The organism is Leisingera daeponensis (genome assembly GCF_019801465.1).
Lineage (GTDB): Bacteria > Pseudomonadota > Alphaproteobacteria > Rhodobacterales > Rhodobacteraceae > Leisingera > Leisingera daeponensis_A.
Window position 1 is genome coordinate 141,380 of record NZ_JAHVJA010000007.1, and the last position, 14,300, is coordinate 155,679.

The following is a 14,300-nucleotide window of genomic DNA, read 5'->3' on the forward strand; positions in this document are numbered from 1 at the left end:
GCCGGGCGCTTGTGATTTGGGGGGCTGGCATTGCCGCTATTCTGATTGCCTGGCTTCTGCCGGCTTTGGGGGCGCTGCCGGCAGAAAACGTGCCGGCCTGGACTGGCCTGCCAGCCTTGGCTGGCTGGCTGTGGATCGCGGATGGCTGGATGCGCCGCCGCGGCGGCGTGCCATGCCTCACCTGGCACAGTGTCAGTGCCGATGCTTCCTGGCTGCCCTGGGCGGCTGAAACCTCGGTTCGACCGGAAACTCTGGACCGTCAGCTGTCGCAGCTGCAGCGGATGGGCTGCACGGCGATGGATACCGCAGAATTCATCCGCCGCCGCCGTGCCTGCCTGCCCGTCCCTGCGGAAACCGTGCTGCTGCATTTCGATGACGGTTATCTGGACAACTGGGTTGCGGCGGCCCCGATCCTGCGCCGGCACCGCATGCGGGCGACGCTGTTTGTTTCTCTGGAATTTGCCGCTCCGGACCGGCCCGCGCCGCTGACCCTGGAGGACACCAGCTGGCCGGATTTCTGGGACGGTTACCTCAGCTGGGGTGAGATACGGGCGCTGGACCGGGACAGCCCGGACAAGGTTTTCGACGTGCAGCCGCACGGGGTGGACCACACCCGGGTGCCGGTCGGCCCCCGTGCCGTGGGGCGTCTCACCCGGGAGAACTGGAAGCAGCACGCCTGGATGCAATGGGCCGCCATGCGCGGAAGCAAGCATAGCTGGTATCTGCCGGAAGCCCCTCCGGCCGTTCCTGAAGGAACCGCAATCCCGGAAAGCGACGCAGCCCTGGCAGCGCCCGCCTTTGCAGACGGCCAACTGGAGACCAGAGCGGAGTATACCGCCAGGGTCCGCGCCGAACTGGCCCGTTGCCGAACCGAGTTCAAGGCCCGCCTTGGCAAAGCGCCCGTGCTGTTTTGCTGGCCGCAGAACCGCACCTCCAGCCTGGCGCGCCGGATCGCAGCCGAAGAAGGCTACTTGGCCACCACTGCGGGTCAGGGCTGCAACCGGGCAGGGGAGGATCCGGCGGTGATCAGCAGGGTGCATGTCGGCGAAAATACAGCTGGCTTTGCAAGTGCCTGGGTCGATGCCTGGCACTTCCATGCTACGGTGCGTTGCTTTCAGGGCAACGCATACTGGTATCTGGTGATCCTGGCGGCCGGCTTCAGCAAGGCAGTTCACAAACGCCTGAGAGCACGCAGGCATCGCAGCCGGCAGCGCCAGGAGGCGCACCGGGCATGATCTGGCGGCTGACCGGATATATGCTGCTGGCGGGCGGCCTTGGCTTCTTGGCGCTGCTGCTGGTCTCCTATTCTGCACTGTCTCCAAAAGCAGGCCTGCTGCTGGTGCCTGGTTTGGCCGCTGGCGGGATACTTGCCCTAAACCCATATGCGGCGGCGCTGCTGCTGGTCGTGTTTTCCCACCTCGACGCGCTGGCGGGTATTTTTTCCAAGGCCTTGCCGCTGTCGGCATTTAAGCTGCTCAGTGCAGCGGCCTTGGGCGGGCTGCTGCTGCAGAGCTACAGCAAACCGCGGCATCTGCGGCTGGGGCCGGCCAGCCGGACTAAGTCACTGGTTATATTGTTCATGATCTGGCTCTGCATATCTTATCTAACCTGCGAATTTCGCGCGGCAGGCAAGGAGCATGTGATCGGTTTCGCCAGCGTGATAGTTCTGTTCTTTCTGATTGTTGCTTTGGCGGATACCCCGGGGCGGCTACGCGCAATGGTCTGGGTGCTGGTGGGAACCGGGTTAGTATCCGGTCTGTTTGTCCTTGCCGAAACTGTGCTCGGTGTGCGGCTGGTGGCAACTGAAGCCGCCGCCACCACCGCCCAATTCGAGGGTCAGGCGCGCAGTGCGGGGGCCTCGAATTACAACCCCACGACGGCGGCGCATATGCTGCTTTGCACAGTGGTGACCGCAGCAGTTCTGTTCTTCGAGCACAAACCATTGAGATGGTTCAGCGGCGCCGTGGTGCTGGTGGGCATGGCCGCGCTGGTGCTGACGCTGGCGCGATCCGCCGCAATCGCCCTGGTGCTCATTGCGCTGGTCTACATGTGGCAGAAGCGCAGCCATCGCCTGTTTCCGCTGATGCTGATGTGCCTTGCCGCGGCGGGGGCGGTGTCGCTGCCATTCGTTCCCGACGTCTACTGGGACCGGATGGGCACAATCTTTGAGCAGGGATCGGACCGCACATTGCTGCGCCGGTTCTCCTATAACCTAATCGGATTGCAGCTGCTTTGGGAAAACCCGGTCTTTGGCGTTGGCCCCGGCAACTATCCGCATTTCTACGCTGGTGAGGATTTCCGCTGGTATCCGGGACGGGAACCGGTGCCGCGGCAGCTGCACAACAGTTATTTGGAAGTTGCCGCTGAACTCGGGCTGATCGGGCTGGCCCTGTTCCTGGGGGTAATGCTGACCGCATTGAAGGCAGCTGCACAGACCGCGCGTGCCGGGGTGCCAGGCCTGTCGGTTTTTGCCAAGGCAGTGGCCTACGGTTTTGCCGCGTTTTTGATCGCGTCGCTGTTCATGCCCAACGAGGACACTAAGTTTATGTGGATCCTGCCAGCACTTTGCGTGGCGGCCCGGACGTTAAGCCTTGGGGGAGACGCCGGGGAAGCTGGCACAGGCCAAGCAGGCAGCGGGGGGAAGGGTAACTGACATGCGGCTGGCAGTCATCGTCACGGAATATCCGAAGTTCACTGAAACCTTCATTCTGCGGGATGTGATGAAGTTCCTGGAATCGGGAGCCGACGTCCGGCTGTACCACCTGGCGCCTTATAACTCCTCCGAAGTGCTGCATGAGTTTGCCAGACCGACCCGTGCCATTGCCCGCCATGTCGGTCTGGTAAGCCCGCGCACACTCGCCAGTTTCACGGCCGGCCTGGGCCGCCTGGCCGGTCCGCTGACGGTGATCGGCGCGCAGCAGGGCGGCAAGCCGGTTCTGGCCGGCAAGTCCGCGGTTGTGTCCGTTGCGGCCTCTGCGATTGCCCGCGAACTGGCAGATTGGGGCGCCGATCATGTCCATGCAGAATTTGCAGGTCATCCCGCAACTGCCGCTTGGGTGATTCACCGGCTGACCGGCATCCCCTATTCGGTCAGCTGCCGTGCCCATGATATTTTCCGGACCCAGCGCCTGCTTGCGGAAAAGCTGGGTGAAGCCGCCTTTGTCCGCACCATCAGCAATTTCGGGCGCGCGTTCCTGGCCAGTCACGTCCGCGGCCTGCGCGCAGAGGACATTCAGGTTATCCACTCAAGCGTCGATGTGGAGAGCATCCCGCAGCTTGGCCCGCCGTCGCAGGACGGGCCGTTCCACGTGGTCTATGTCGGCTCGCTGCAGGTGCGAAAGGGTGTTGACGTGCTGCTCCGGGCGCTTGCCGCAACAGATATTCCGGACTGGCGCTGCTCGCTGGCAGGGGACGGACCGGAGCGCGCAGAGCTGGAAGCGCTGGCAGCAGACCTGGGCCTGAGAGAGCGGGTGAGGTTCCTGGGCAAGCAGGATTTTGCTGCGGTCAGCACACTTTATGAAAGCGCCAATGTTATAGCTGTGCCTTCGGTGATCGGCCCGGCCGGGCGAACGGAGGGCATTCCCAATGTTGCGATTGAGGGGCTTGCGTTCCAGCGGCCGGTCATTTCCACCAATGTGTCCGGTATTCCCGAGCTGATCCGCCCGGGCGAGACCGGTTTCCTGATTGAGCCGGGATCAGTTGCAGACCTGCTTAGGGCGCTGGAAGACGTGCAGGCAAACCCGGCGGCGGCCTATGCCATCGCCCGCCAAGGGCGCAGGCTGGTGGAGGAGGAATTTTCACTGGCAGCCAATGCACGCCGCCAGCTTGATCTGTTCCGCACCCATTCCGCGGCAGCGCTGGGGAGGGCAGCAGAATGATCTTGCTGTTTTGGGTATGCGCCGGGCTGGTTGCCTTCTCTTTGGCGGGGTACGGGCTGCTATGGTGCATTCTGGCCGGAATTTTTGGTCGCCGGACGCCGCTGCCCCCGGAAACGCCGCTGCATGCCACGGTGCTGATAGCAGCCCGCAATGAAGAAGCCGCGATCCGGGACAAGCTGAAGACCGTCCTGAAACAGGACTGCGGTCCGCACCGGGTAGACGTTCTGGTGGTCTCCGATGGCTCAGAGGACGCGACACTGCAGCAGGCGCTGTCGCTGAACAGCCCGCGCATACGTGCCTTTCAGACGCCGGAGCATGGCGGCAAGGCGCAGGCGCTGACTGCCGGGCTGGCCCGGATCCATGCAGATGTGGTGGTCTTCTCCGACGCCAACAGCATGCTGGCGCCAGGTGCCTTGCGGCATCTGCTGGCACCCTTCGCAAGGCAGGGAACCGGTGGTGTCTGCGGCCGCTTGCAACCGCAGCACGGCAAGGGACGTGGTGGCTGGCTGGCGCGGGCTGAGCGATTGTTCTGGGCGTATGATGCGGCCTTGAAAGCAGCTGAGAGCCGCCTGGGGGGAGCCGTTTCGGCCCAAGGAACACTATACGCCATGCGCCGCGAACTTGTGCCTGAGCGGGTCCCCGGAGATGTTGCCGACGACTTTTACATCTCGGTGCAAGCCCCGGCAAAGCACCGCCGTCTGGTGTTTGAACCCAGGGCCTTGGCGCAGGAAGTTGTCACCAGTCATACCGGGGACGAGTTCATGCGCAGGGTCCGCTCTACAGAACGGGGCTGGCGGGCCCTGATGCGCATGCGCAGGCTGATGAACCCCGGTAAACACGGGCTCTACGCGCTGCAACTGCTGCTGCACAAAGGGCTGCGCCGGCTGGTGGCATTTCTCCTGCCTGTGCTGCTGGCGCTGAGCCTCGCCGCGGCGGCTTCGCAAGGTGGTATCTATTCCGCCGCCCTGCTGGGGCAGCTGGCTGTTTACGGGGTGGCGGTTGGAGCGCTGGTCTGGCCGCCTGCCGCACGGTTGCCCGGCTCCGGCCCGGCCCGGTTCTTTGTGCTGGGTCATGCGGCAATGGGGTTTGGAATTCTTCGGTCCATGGCTGGGGTGCACAGCGTGCGCTGGGCGCCGGCGCGGAGGATGGCCGATGAATGACGGCGCGGCCCTGAAAGCAGCAGCGCCAGAACAGCTGCAGACCCGGATCCTGCGCCGCTGGAAAGACGTCGCGCAGCTGGAAACGGAGTGGCGCAGCATGCATGAACGCTGCCGCGGGCGTCTGTATTCCTCCTTTGACTGGCTTGCGGCACAGCATGCGGGATTTGGCCCGGCCGGTGATCTGCGGATCATCACCATTTTTCAGGCAGGGAGAATGGTCGCTGCCGCGCCGATGTGCCTGGTCCGCAAGCGGTTCAGCAAGCTGCTGCCCTTCTACCGGCCGCGGGTGCTGACCGGCTGGATGTGCAACTATGCCGGATTTTTCGAGTTCCTCGCCACCAGCCGTGAAGCCTTAAGGGCGCTGCTCGGAGCCGTTTGCAGGGCGGCGCCGCGGGCGGGCATCGAACTGGCCCTGTTCCGGGTCTGCACCCGCGATGTGCTGGCTACCCGTTGCCTGCGGCTTGGCGGGCTGGAGCTGTGGCAGGACCGCGCTCAGGGCAGCTCTATCGCAGAAAACCTCAGGGATTGGGAAAGCTACCTTCAAACCCGCAGCCGTTCCTTTCGCAAGAAAGTCCGCGTCAGCAACAGGCAGTTGCAAGAGGCCAAGGCGGAGCTGGACGTGTTTCAGTCGCAGGACAATGCGCCGGTTCAAAGAATGCTCAAGCTTTCGCAGCGCAGCTGGAAGCAGAAGTCGGGAACCGGATTGGCGGCCTTGCTGGGCGGCGGTGCTTTTCTTCAGGAGTTGTGGCGGCGCCTCGCAGCGCGGGGCTGCGGCAGCCTGGTTCTGTTGCGGGCGGGTGAACAGGACATCGCGTCTTTCTGTGCGGTCCGCTGCCAAAGCACATGGTACGGCTTGTTTTCTGAATTTGACGAAGCCTTTTCCGAATTGTCGCCGGGGCGTTGCGTTATGTACCGCAGTCTTCAGGCGGTGATCGGGCAGGGACAGCCTGTGCGTTTCGAATTCGGGCGCAGGACGCATTACCTGAGGGATTTCGAAACCGGGTCATATCAGGTCCGGCGCCTGCGGGGCGTGCGGCGGGGCGGCCTTGCCTTTTGGCTGCTGAAGCTTGAGGACGCATTGCGGGGGCTGACAGGGCAGCGGGGCCTGCTGGCGAACCGCCGGTCGAGGCGGGCAGATATCCTTGCAGATGGCAAGGGGAGGCTGTGACGATGCTGCAGACGCTTTGTGCCGCAGATGCTGGGATCCGGGTCAGCTTGGATCAGTACTTGCCGCCCGCGGCGTTTGGTGAACTAAGGGCCTTCCTGCAAGGCTGCCCTTCCGCCACCTGGCTTCAGTCGCCAGACTACACGGCAAATTGCCCGCCGCCGCCGCGCCACCATTACGTGTCAATGACCGCCTATTCCCCGGACGGCAGTCTTGCCGGTTTCGGTGTCGTTCGGCTGACCCGGATGGCGCCGGGACGCTATCTGGCCAATTTCCGGCGCGGGCCCGTCACAAGAACGCCGGACGACCTGGCCCGTATTCTGCCTGCGTTTGCAGAACGGCTGCGCCGGGAAGGATGCTGCTCGATGCAACTGAACCCGCGCTGGAGCGGTGAACAGGATGTGATGAAGATTTGCGCCCTGCTAGAGGCCGCGGGCGCAGTCCGGCTTCCTGAAAGCGGACAGTCCCAGCACACGGAAACCGGCCTGGTTGCTCTGCATGGGACCGAGGAGCAGTTGCAATCCAGATTGAAACAGCGCTGCAGACGCCAAATCCGCAAGGCGGAGAAGGCCGGCATCGATGTGCGCCCTGCAGCGAGTCTTCAGGAGGCGTTGCAGTTCGAGCCCCTGATGAAGAATTTCTTTCGCAGCCGCGGATTGGGTCTTGAATCCGTGCCGCCGGTCGAAGCGCAATGGCGGATGACGCGGGACAAGGGGGCGTTTCTTCTGGCTTGGCAGCAAGACAGGCTGGTGGCGGGTCATGTAATGGTCGCGGACGGCGGCCGCGCCTTCTGGCTGGTTCTGGCGCGCGCCACGGACTGTTCCTGCGCTGCAGCGGGCTATCCGCTGGTCTGGGAGGCCTTGAAAGCCGCACAAGAACAGGGCTTTGCACACTACGATATGGCCGGGGCCGCGGGGTTGCCCGGGGCTAGCGGCTCCGGCGGCACGCGGGGAGCCGAAAACCGGGCACAGTTCAAATCGGCCTTCCGTCCCGAGGTGATTCCACTGGTGCCAGCCTATGTGCTGCCGTTGCGCCAGCCCGCTCATATGCTGCTGTTCAACCTGCGCCGCGCTTACCGCGGGTTGCGAACGCAGGCCACGGGGCGGATATGAGCATGCCGAACGTCACACCTATTTTTGTTCTGGGCCTGCAACGATCCGGCACCACGCTTGCAGCCAACCTGCTGGCAGCACAGCCGGGAATTTCCGCAGTAACGGCAGAGCGTCACCACGGGGTTCATGAAAGCGTCTTTTTTTCCCATTTTGCTCCCGCCATGGAGCCCTGGCCTGGTCCCGGCTGGCGTGCCGATGCGGCGGGGGACTTCCTCAGCAGCGAGTACTTCCGGCTTCTGAGCATGCCGCGCCAGCAGGGGGAGCAGGCTGCAGAGGCCAGCGCCAGCCCGGCGGAGCTCTTTTGCCGGTTGATGGAGGAACTGGTGCAGCGCACAGGGGCGGCAGCATGGGTAGAAAAGTCGCCTCATCATACGCTGCTTGGTCCGGCAATCGCCAAGGCCGTCCCAACAGCCCTCTTCCTGTGCGTCACCCGGCAGAGTCAGGGCTTCCTGCGCTCCCGCCTGTGGTCTTATGGCCGCCGGCCGCCGCCCTACCCCAAGCGCGCCTTGTTGATCGGGCGGGGCTGCGCCTCGAACGTGTTTCACAAGCGCTGCATGCGGCGGTTGCAGCGGCAGCTGGGCAAGGGACGTGTCTTCGAGGTTGAGTTCGAGGCTCTGCGCAGGGAGCCGGACAGGGCACTTGCGCCGGTGCTGGCTGCGGCCGGTCTGGCGAAGAGCGCCATTCTGCCGCCAGAGTTTGCTCCGAATTCCAGTTTCTCCACGCATAGTCAGCGCAAGCAGGCGCTATCGGCATTGGATCTGCGTGTGGCGAGGGCAGCGGAGCTGATGGCGCATGCCGTGCCGCAGGTTCTGTTCGCGGCGATTCAGCATCAGCTGGCCAAGCGGCGGCCGCCAGAGTTTCCTTCTTGGGTCTGGCCGCAAGCAGCGAGCGGGCCTCGGGGCGTAATCAGGCCGCAGGATCGGCAGGGATAGGGAGAGCCACACATGCAGCCGCTGCGTGTTGAAACAGTTAGCAGCCTGGGTGAACTGCAGGCGATGGAAGAACATCTCGGGGCGCTGTCTGCAGGGGCCGGCGCCGGCGCCTATGACAGGCCTGGGTTCTTTCTGCCTTGGGCGCGTGCGGCGGTTGCCGTCGGGCAGCAGCCTGCTTGCCTATGCCTGTGGCGCGGTCAGGAGCTGGCTGGGTTTGTCCCGCTGTTCCGGCGGCGCGATTGGAAGGCTGCCTTGGCCTGGCGTGGCGGGCCGCCGGTCTTCGGGTCCTCTCCGGCATTCGATTTCCTGACTGATCCGCAGGAAAATCAGGATGAACTGGCCGGAGCGCTGATACGGGCATTAGAGCGGATGCGCTGGCTGGACCTCACGTTTGAAAACCTGCCGGAGGGCAACCGGTTGGGCCGCTGGCTGGGCCAGGCTTTCGTGCGGCAGGGGTATAGTGTCGGGCGCAGTCCCGGACTGGGATACTTTCTGGCGGAAGGCGTGTCGAGCAGCGCCGAATTGGAAGCTCAGCTCAGCAGCAAGAACCGCCGCAATCTGCGCGCTGCCGAGCGAAAGATGGCTGCCAGTTGCGAGGTCAGCCTGTTTACCCAAGATGATGATCCAGAGGCCGCGGTGCAGGTTCTTCACGCGGTGGTGGCCGCCAGCTGGAAGGACTGCCCGCGCATGCGCCGTATTGGCCTGAAACTGTATGCAGACCAGATCCGCGGCTGCGCGCGGGACGGAACGCTTCGGTTCTGGTCAGTGTCTTGTCAGGGAGAGCCTGCCGCTTTTGTCTTTAATCTGGCGGAGTATGGCGGAACGCATCACGGCTATTTCACCGCCATCACCCCCAAGGGTTGCGAGCTGGGGGCCGGAACGGCGTTGATGTACCGGTCTCTCAAGCACAGCCTGGATGGGGGGGCAACATCGTTCAACTTGTGGTCTGCCCGCCACAACATCAAGCGGATGACAAACAGCCGGATGCAAACCGTCAGCCTGCGTATCAGCCGTGCCAGCCTGGGAGCGCGGCTGCGACTGGAGGCCGCCAGCCGGCTGCAGCTGCTGCGTCAGGCCTTCAGAACGGGAAATTCCCGTTCGCGGACACAGGAGTAAACCTGAACCGGAAAAAGCCTTTGCCCCGATTATCAGGTTGCAGCCGCTTTTCGCAGGGAACACTCCGGGACCGTCTTGAAGTGGTTACTTGCTGGGAACGGCAAAACCGCCGTTGAGCGCACTGACGGCAAGGTCTGGGGCGCTGTTGCGGGTTGCCATGCGCTCCAGGTTGACGATGGTCGACAGCATGATGCGGTCATGGCTCCAGTCACTTGGTCGCTGCAGCAGCATTGCCGTTGCCAGCACTGCGCCGGCCATTGCCAGGGAAACCACTCCCCAGCCAAGCGTGTTCAGCCCCTGCGGCTGAATTGCCGTGACCGCAATGATCCGCCGTTGCAGCGACGCGCCGCGGCGCGTTTCACGGCGGTCGACGAGCGCTACCGCCGGGCTGCGGCGGATGAACAATGCCGGGCCGCGTGCAGCATTGGCGCAAGCGCGGATCAGGCATTCGCAATAGGCGCGCACATCGAAAGAGGGCCGCGCCATCAGGGCCTGATCGCAGGCAAATTCGCGCAGCAGCCGCACCTCGCGCCGCCACAGGTAAAACGCGGGGTTCCAGAACAACAGGGGGCGGAGAATCTCCAGCAGGAACTCGCACTCGATGTCGCGCTGGCGGAAGTGCTGCAGTTCATGCGCGATGGTCAGGCGCAGGTCGCGCGGGTCATTCAGCAGCTGTGTGGGCAGCACCACATAGCGGCAAAACGGCCCGCGTGTTGAATAGGCCACACGGATCTCATCGGACACCATCAGCTGCATCCGGCCGATGCGTTTCCAAATAAAGGCATTTGACAGATTCTGGCGCAGCCGGAAAACAGATACAGCGACATGCGCCAGGCAGATCAGCATCCCGGCGGCAAAGGCGGCCGCTACCGCCTGCGCCCAGGCCGGCTGCAGGCTGGTGAGGCCGCGCACCGCATCCTCGCGCAGGCCCAAGGTGGTCTCGAAGGTGCCTGCGCTCATGCTGACATTGCCTTGCAGATACTGCGATACCAGCATGTCGGAAAAATTCGGCGGATGGGCGATGACGAAGCGGGTGAAAGCGAGGATCAGCAGCGGTGAAGCCGCCAGAAGCACTGTCATTCCGTTCAACAGCCGCAATTGCGGCCGGTAGGCACGTCCCAGAGGGCTGCGCGCGAGCCCCTTGCGGGCAGCGAACCACAACAGCGTGCCCGCCAGCAGCAGTATGTTCAGATCGATATAGGCATTCAGCAGAACATCAGCGTTCATTATCCCCCAGCCTTTCATCCAAGAGCGCCCGCATCTCCTCGAGCATCTCGTCGGTCACATCCTCATCATCGACCAGCCGCGCCACCAATGCGGCGGGCGCGCCGTTGAAAAGCTTGCTCGAAAGGTTCTTCAGAGATGTTTTCTGATACTCTGCCTTGGGAACGGCGGGGCGGTACACCAGGGAGCGGTCCTTGCGCTCGCTGGTGAGAAAGCCCTTCTGTTCCATGATCTTGAGAACCGTGGCCACCGAGGTATAGGCGCGTTCCTGCATCTTGTTCAGTTCGGCCAGGATGTCGCGCACGGTGCCGCCGCCCATGTCCCAGACCACGGTCATGAATTCCAGCTCAACCTCGGTCAGCAGGGAAGTGTCGTGTTTCTTGCGCATCGCCTCGGCAGTCCGGCTCATGTGATCGTTCCAGTCATGCTAGGGGAAGCAGGCTTCCGTGAAAACTATTTTTTTAGAAGATGCGCGGCGGCTGGGCTTTGTTGTCAATATGTGCGCCGTCACGCGAGGCTTCTCAGCAGGTTGCGGGGCCAGGGGCCGGTCTTTGCGGTGGTCCCTGGCGCATTGGTTCAGGGTTTGGCCGGGAAGGCTTTGCAGGGCAGGTTTGCCTTCAAGGCCTGTCCCGATTGTGTATGGGCTCAGCTCATTAGACCTTCCAGAAGCAGAAGATACCCCAGGCGATTGACAGGCCCAGCGGCCACCACAGCGGCATCCCCACCAGGCCCAGCCAGGCCAGGAAGATGTAGGAGGTGCCGAGCAGGCTGATGAACAGCCGGTCGCCGCGGGTGGTGGTGAGGCCCAGCACGCCTTTGCGGGCCGCGCCGCCGGGGTGGCGGATTTCGGCGATGATCAGCACGCCGATGGCACTGAAGATACCGATGAACAACAGGGCAGTGGGCCAGGTCCAGGCCATCCATGAAAGCATCACACCCTCCCCATCGCGAAGCCCTTCGCGATGTAGTTGCGGACGAACCAGATCACGATGGCGCCCGGAATGATTGTCAGAGTTCCCGCCGCCGCCAGCAGCCCCAGTTCATAGCCCGCGGAGGACGCGGTCTTGGTCATGGTGGCGGCAATCGGCTTTGCGGCGACGGCGGTCAGGGTCTTGGCGAGCAGCAGTTCCACCCAGGAGAACATGAAGCAGAAGAAAGCTGCCACACCCACGCCCGCCTTGATCGACGGAATGAAGATCGTCGCAAAGAAGCGCGGGAACGAATAGCCGTCGACGAATGCGGTCTCGTCCAGCTCCTTGGGCACGCCCCCCATGAAGCCTTCCAGGATCCACACCGCCAGCGGGATGTTGAACAGGCAATGCGCCAGGGCGACGGCCAGGTGGGTGTCGAACAGCTCCACCGCGGAATAGAGCTGGAAGAACGGAAGGGCGAACACCGCTGCAGGCGCCATCCGGTTGGTCAGCAGCCAGAAGAACAGCTGCTTGTCGCCCAAAAACCGGTAGCGGCTGAAGGCATAAGCCGCCGGCAGCGCCACCGCGATGGAGATCACCGTGTTGATCGACACATAGGCGATCGAGTTGATGTAGCCCCAGTACCAGCTGGGATCGGTGAAGATGGTCTTGTAGTTGTCCAGCGTGAAAGTCTGCGGGAACAGCGAGAAGCCCGCGAGAATTTCATTGGTCGTCTTGAAGCTCATCGCCACCAGCCAGTAGATCGGCAGCATGAGGAACAGGATATAGACGATGGGGACGATGGATCGTTTCTGCATTGTGGTCCCTCCCTTAGTTCAGGTCGTCTTTGGTCATCAGCGTGTAGAACAGCCAGCTGACCAACAGAGTGATTGCGAAATAGATGAGCGACATGGCAGCGGCTGGGCCGAGGTCGAACTGGCCAAGCGCGATTTTCACCAGGTCGATCGACAACAGCGTGGTGGAGTTGCCGGGACCGCCGCCGGTGAGCACGAACGGCTCAGTGTAGATGTTGAAGCTGTCCATGAAGCGCAGCAGGATGGCGATGGTCAGCACCGTTTTCATCTTCGGCAGCTGGATAAACCGGAACACCGCCCAGTTGGAGGCGCCGTCAATCTTGGCCGCCTGGTAATAGGCGTCGGGGATCGACACCAGGCCCGCGTAGGACAGCAGCACCACGAGCGAGGTCCAGTGCCACACGTCCATGGTGACAATGGTCACCCAAGCCGCAACCGGATCCTGGGTCATGTCATAGGAGATACCCAGCACATGGTTCAGGAAGTAGCCCAACAGGCCGATGTCGGGCAGGGTGAAGATGTTCCACATCGCGCCGACCACGTTCCACGGAATCAGCATCGGCAGCGCCATCAGCACCAGGCACACCGGCACCCAGAAGCCCTTGCGCGGCATCGACAGCGCAATCGCGATGCCCAGCGGCACCTCGATGATCAGGATCAGGAAGGTGAACATGAACTGGCGGCCAAGCGCCGCGTGAAAGCGGTCGGAGCGCAGGATCTGCTGGAACCAGTCCAGCCCCTGCCAGAAGAACACGTTGTCGCCGAAGGTCTCCTGCACCGAGTAGTTGACCACCGTCATCATCGGAATGAGCGCGTTGAAGGCGACCAGCGCCAGCACCGGCAGGACAAAGAACCAGGCTTTCTGGTTTTCGGTTTTCATCAGGCTGCTCCTTGTTCGCCGGTGGCATTGGCGGGGGCGGTGGCAAGCCAGCCGTCCACGTAAAGCCGGGTCATGTCCTGGCGGAAGGCCAGATGCACGGCGCTGCCTTTTTCCGGCGCGGCGCCTTCGGTGACGGCGTTGACGCGGCAGCCGCCGGCCTCGCATTCCACCACGGTGTGGCGGCCGATGTCAGAGACCTTGGTGACGGTTGCGGCCAGGCCGTGGTCCGCCAGCGAGACGAACTCAGGCCGGATGCCGATTTCGGTCTGGCCCTCCGCGGCGCCCTGAATGGGTCCTTCCAGCGCGATGGGCTGGCCTGCGAACACGGCGGCACCGCTGTGTACTTCGCAAGACAAGATGTTCATTCCCGGCGAGCCGATGAAGTGGCCGACAAAGGTATGCGCGGGGCGTTCGAACAGCTCCACCGGGGTGCCGATCTGCACCACTTCGCCCAACTGCATCACCACCACCTGATCGGCGAATGTCAGCGCCTCGGTCTGGTCGTGGGTGACGTAGATCATAGTCGCCTTCACCCGCTGGTGCAGCTCCTTCAGCTTGGAGCGCAGCTTCCACTTCAGGTGCGGGTCGATCACGGTGAGCGGCTCGTCGAACATCACCACGTTGACGTCCTCGCGCACCAGGCCGCGGCCCATGGAGATCTTCTGCTTATTGTCCGGTGACAATCCGGCCGCCTTCTGGTCCAGCATGCCGGTGACTTCCAACATTTCGGCAATCGCCATCACCCGCTGGTGCACGGTGGCCTCGTCCCGGCCGCGGTTGCGCAGCGGAAACGCCAGGTTGTCGTACACCGTCATGGTGTCGTAGATCACCGGGAACTGGAACACCTGGGCGATGTTGCGCTGATCCGGGGGCAGGGCGGTCACGTCCTTGCCGTCGAACAGGATCTGGCCCTCGGACGGGACCAGCAGCCCCGAGATGATGTTCAAAAGGGTGGATTTGCCGCAGCCCGAGGGGCCGAGCAGCGCATAAGCGCCGCCGTCGGTCCAGTCGAGGTCGATTTCCTTCAGCGCGTAATCCGAGTCGGACTTCGGCGTCGAAAGATAGCTGTGGCGCAGTTTGGAGAGAGTTATTTTAGCCATTGATGCC

14 protein-coding genes are annotated in these 14,300 nt (G+C 63.2%); 8 read left to right on the plus strand and 6 right to left on the minus strand.

Going from position 1 to position 14,300, the window contains the following annotated elements; genetic code table 11:
* The first annotated feature begins 89 nt into the window (after window positions 1–89).
* From KUV26_RS15620 to KUV26_RS15655, 8 genes are all read left to right on the plus strand, one after another.
* Window positions 90–1,235 carry a polysaccharide deacetylase family protein gene (locus tag KUV26_RS15620; RefSeq protein ID WP_222509001.1) on the plus strand — a complete coding sequence of 382 codons (1,146 nt, stop codon included), beginning with the start codon at window positions 90–92 and terminating at the stop codon, window positions 1,233–1,235.
* Entirely contained in the window at window positions 1,232–2,653 is a 1,422-nt protein-coding gene (locus KUV26_RS15625; protein WP_222509002.1) for an O-antigen ligase family protein, read from the plus strand. The genes KUV26_RS15620 and KUV26_RS15625 overlap by 4 nt, the downstream gene beginning before the upstream one ends.
* A 1-nt stretch (window position 2,654) precedes the next feature.
* Entirely contained in the window at window positions 2,655–3,878 is a 1,224-nt protein-coding gene (locus KUV26_RS15630) for a glycosyltransferase family 4 protein (RefSeq protein WP_222509003.1), read from the plus strand.
* Complete coding sequence (locus KUV26_RS15635; protein ID WP_222509004.1) at window positions 3,875–5,038, plus strand: glycosyltransferase; 1,164 nt, start codon at window positions 3,875–3,877, stop codon at window positions 5,036–5,038. The genes KUV26_RS15630 and KUV26_RS15635 overlap by 4 nt, the downstream gene beginning before the upstream one ends.
* Window positions 5,031–6,206, plus strand: a complete 1,176-nt coding sequence (locus tag KUV26_RS15640) for a GNAT family N-acetyltransferase (RefSeq protein ID WP_222509005.1) — start codon at window positions 5,031–5,033, stop codon at window positions 6,204–6,206. Before KUV26_RS15635 ends, KUV26_RS15640 begins: the two co-directional genes overlap by 8 nt.
* A gap of 182 nt (window positions 6,207–6,388) precedes the next feature.
* Complete coding sequence (locus KUV26_RS15645; protein ID WP_222509006.1) at window positions 6,389–7,315, plus strand: lipid II:glycine glycyltransferase FemX; 927 nt, start codon at window positions 6,389–6,391, stop codon at window positions 7,313–7,315.
* Window positions 7,316–7,317: 2 nt separating this feature from the next.
* On the plus strand, window positions 7,318–8,247 hold the full coding sequence (locus KUV26_RS15650) for a sulfotransferase family protein (RefSeq protein WP_261399935.1): 930 nt from the start codon (window positions 7,318–7,320) through the stop codon (window positions 8,245–8,247).
* A gap of 12 nt (window positions 8,248–8,259) precedes the next feature.
* Window positions 8,260–9,363 (plus strand): GNAT family N-acetyltransferase, encoded by a 1,104-nt coding sequence (locus KUV26_RS15655; protein ID WP_222509008.1) that lies wholly within the window; start codon window positions 8,260–8,262, stop codon window positions 9,361–9,363.
* A gap of 84 nt (window positions 9,364–9,447) precedes the next feature.
* Here KUV26_RS15655 and KUV26_RS15660 read toward each other — a convergent pair whose 3' ends face one another.
* From KUV26_RS15660 to KUV26_RS15685, 6 genes are all read right to left on the minus strand, one after another.
* Window positions 9,448–10,590 carry a M56 family metallopeptidase gene (locus KUV26_RS15660; RefSeq protein ID WP_222509009.1) on the minus strand — a complete coding sequence of 381 codons (1,143 nt, stop codon included), beginning with the start codon at window positions 10,588–10,590 and terminating at the stop codon, window positions 9,448–9,450.
* The gene (locus KUV26_RS15665; RefSeq protein ID WP_261398924.1) at window positions 10,580–10,996 is read right to left on the minus strand and encodes a BlaI/MecI/CopY family transcriptional regulator; all 417 of its coding nucleotides are present in this window, start codon (window positions 10,994–10,996) and stop codon (window positions 10,580–10,582) included. The genes KUV26_RS15660 and KUV26_RS15665 overlap by 11 nt, the downstream gene beginning before the upstream one ends.
* A gap of 244 nt (window positions 10,997–11,240) precedes the next feature.
* Window positions 11,241–11,519, minus strand: a complete 279-nt coding sequence (locus KUV26_RS15670; RefSeq protein ID WP_039150888.1) for a DUF2160 domain-containing protein — start codon at window positions 11,517–11,519, stop codon at window positions 11,241–11,243.
* Complete coding sequence (locus KUV26_RS15675; protein WP_222509010.1) at window positions 11,519–12,316, minus strand: carbohydrate ABC transporter permease; 798 nt, start codon at window positions 12,314–12,316, stop codon at window positions 11,519–11,521. The genes KUV26_RS15670 and KUV26_RS15675 overlap by 1 nt, the downstream gene beginning before the upstream one ends.
* Before the next feature lie 13 nt (window positions 12,317–12,329).
* Window positions 12,330–13,193 (minus strand): carbohydrate ABC transporter permease, encoded by an 864-nt coding sequence (locus KUV26_RS15680; protein WP_039189202.1) that lies wholly within the window; start codon window positions 13,191–13,193, stop codon window positions 12,330–12,332.
* Window positions 13,193–14,293: an ABC transporter ATP-binding protein gene (locus KUV26_RS15685; RefSeq protein WP_222509011.1), complete on the minus strand. Its 1,101-nt coding sequence runs from the start codon at window positions 14,291–14,293 to the stop codon at window positions 13,193–13,195. Before KUV26_RS15685 ends, KUV26_RS15680 begins: the two co-directional genes overlap by 1 nt.
* Window positions 14,294–14,300 lie beyond the last annotated feature (7 nt).

Excerpts from the sequence above, each read along its gene's own strand:
- KUV26_RS15625 (WP_222509002.1), top strand. The coding sequence starts at position 1,232 with ATGATCTGGCGGCTGACCGGATATATGCTGCTGGCGGGCGGCCTTGGC.
- KUV26_RS15680 (WP_039189202.1), bottom strand. The coding sequence starts at position 13,193 with ATGAAAACCGAAAACCAGAAAGCCTGGTTCTTTGTCCTGCCGGTGCTG.
- KUV26_RS15630 (WP_222509003.1), top strand. The coding sequence starts at position 2,655 with ATGCGGCTGGCAGTCATCGTCACGGAATATCCGAAGTTCACTGAAACC.
- KUV26_RS15685 (WP_222509011.1), bottom strand. The coding sequence starts at position 14,293 with ATGGCTAAAATAACTCTCTCCAAACTGCGCCACAGCTATCTTTCGACG.
- KUV26_RS15635 (WP_222509004.1), top strand. The coding sequence starts at position 3,875 with ATGATCTTGCTGTTTTGGGTATGCGCCGGGCTGGTTGCCTTCTCTTTG.
- KUV26_RS15655 (WP_222509008.1), top strand. The coding sequence starts at position 8,260 with ATGCAGCCGCTGCGTGTTGAAACAGTTAGCAGCCTGGGTGAACTGCAG.
- KUV26_RS15665 (WP_261398924.1), bottom strand. The coding sequence starts at position 10,996 with ATGAGCCGGACTGCCGAGGCGATGCGCAAGAAACACGACACTTCCCTG.
- KUV26_RS15640 (WP_222509005.1), top strand. The coding sequence starts at position 5,031 with ATGAATGACGGCGCGGCCCTGAAAGCAGCAGCGCCAGAACAGCTGCAG.
- KUV26_RS15670 (WP_039150888.1), bottom strand. The coding sequence starts at position 11,519 with ATGCTTTCATGGATGGCCTGGACCTGGCCCACTGCCCTGTTGTTCATC.
- KUV26_RS15645 (WP_222509006.1), top strand. The coding sequence starts at position 6,389 with ATGACCGCCTATTCCCCGGACGGCAGTCTTGCCGGTTTCGGTGTCGTT.
- KUV26_RS15675 (WP_222509010.1), bottom strand. The coding sequence starts at position 12,316 with ATGCAGAAACGATCCATCGTCCCCATCGTCTATATCCTGTTCCTCATG.
- KUV26_RS15660 (WP_222509009.1), bottom strand. The coding sequence starts at position 10,590 with ATGAACGCTGATGTTCTGCTGAATGCCTATATCGATCTGAACATACTG.
- KUV26_RS15650 (WP_261399935.1), top strand. The coding sequence starts at position 7,318 with ATGCCGAACGTCACACCTATTTTTGTTCTGGGCCTGCAACGATCCGGC.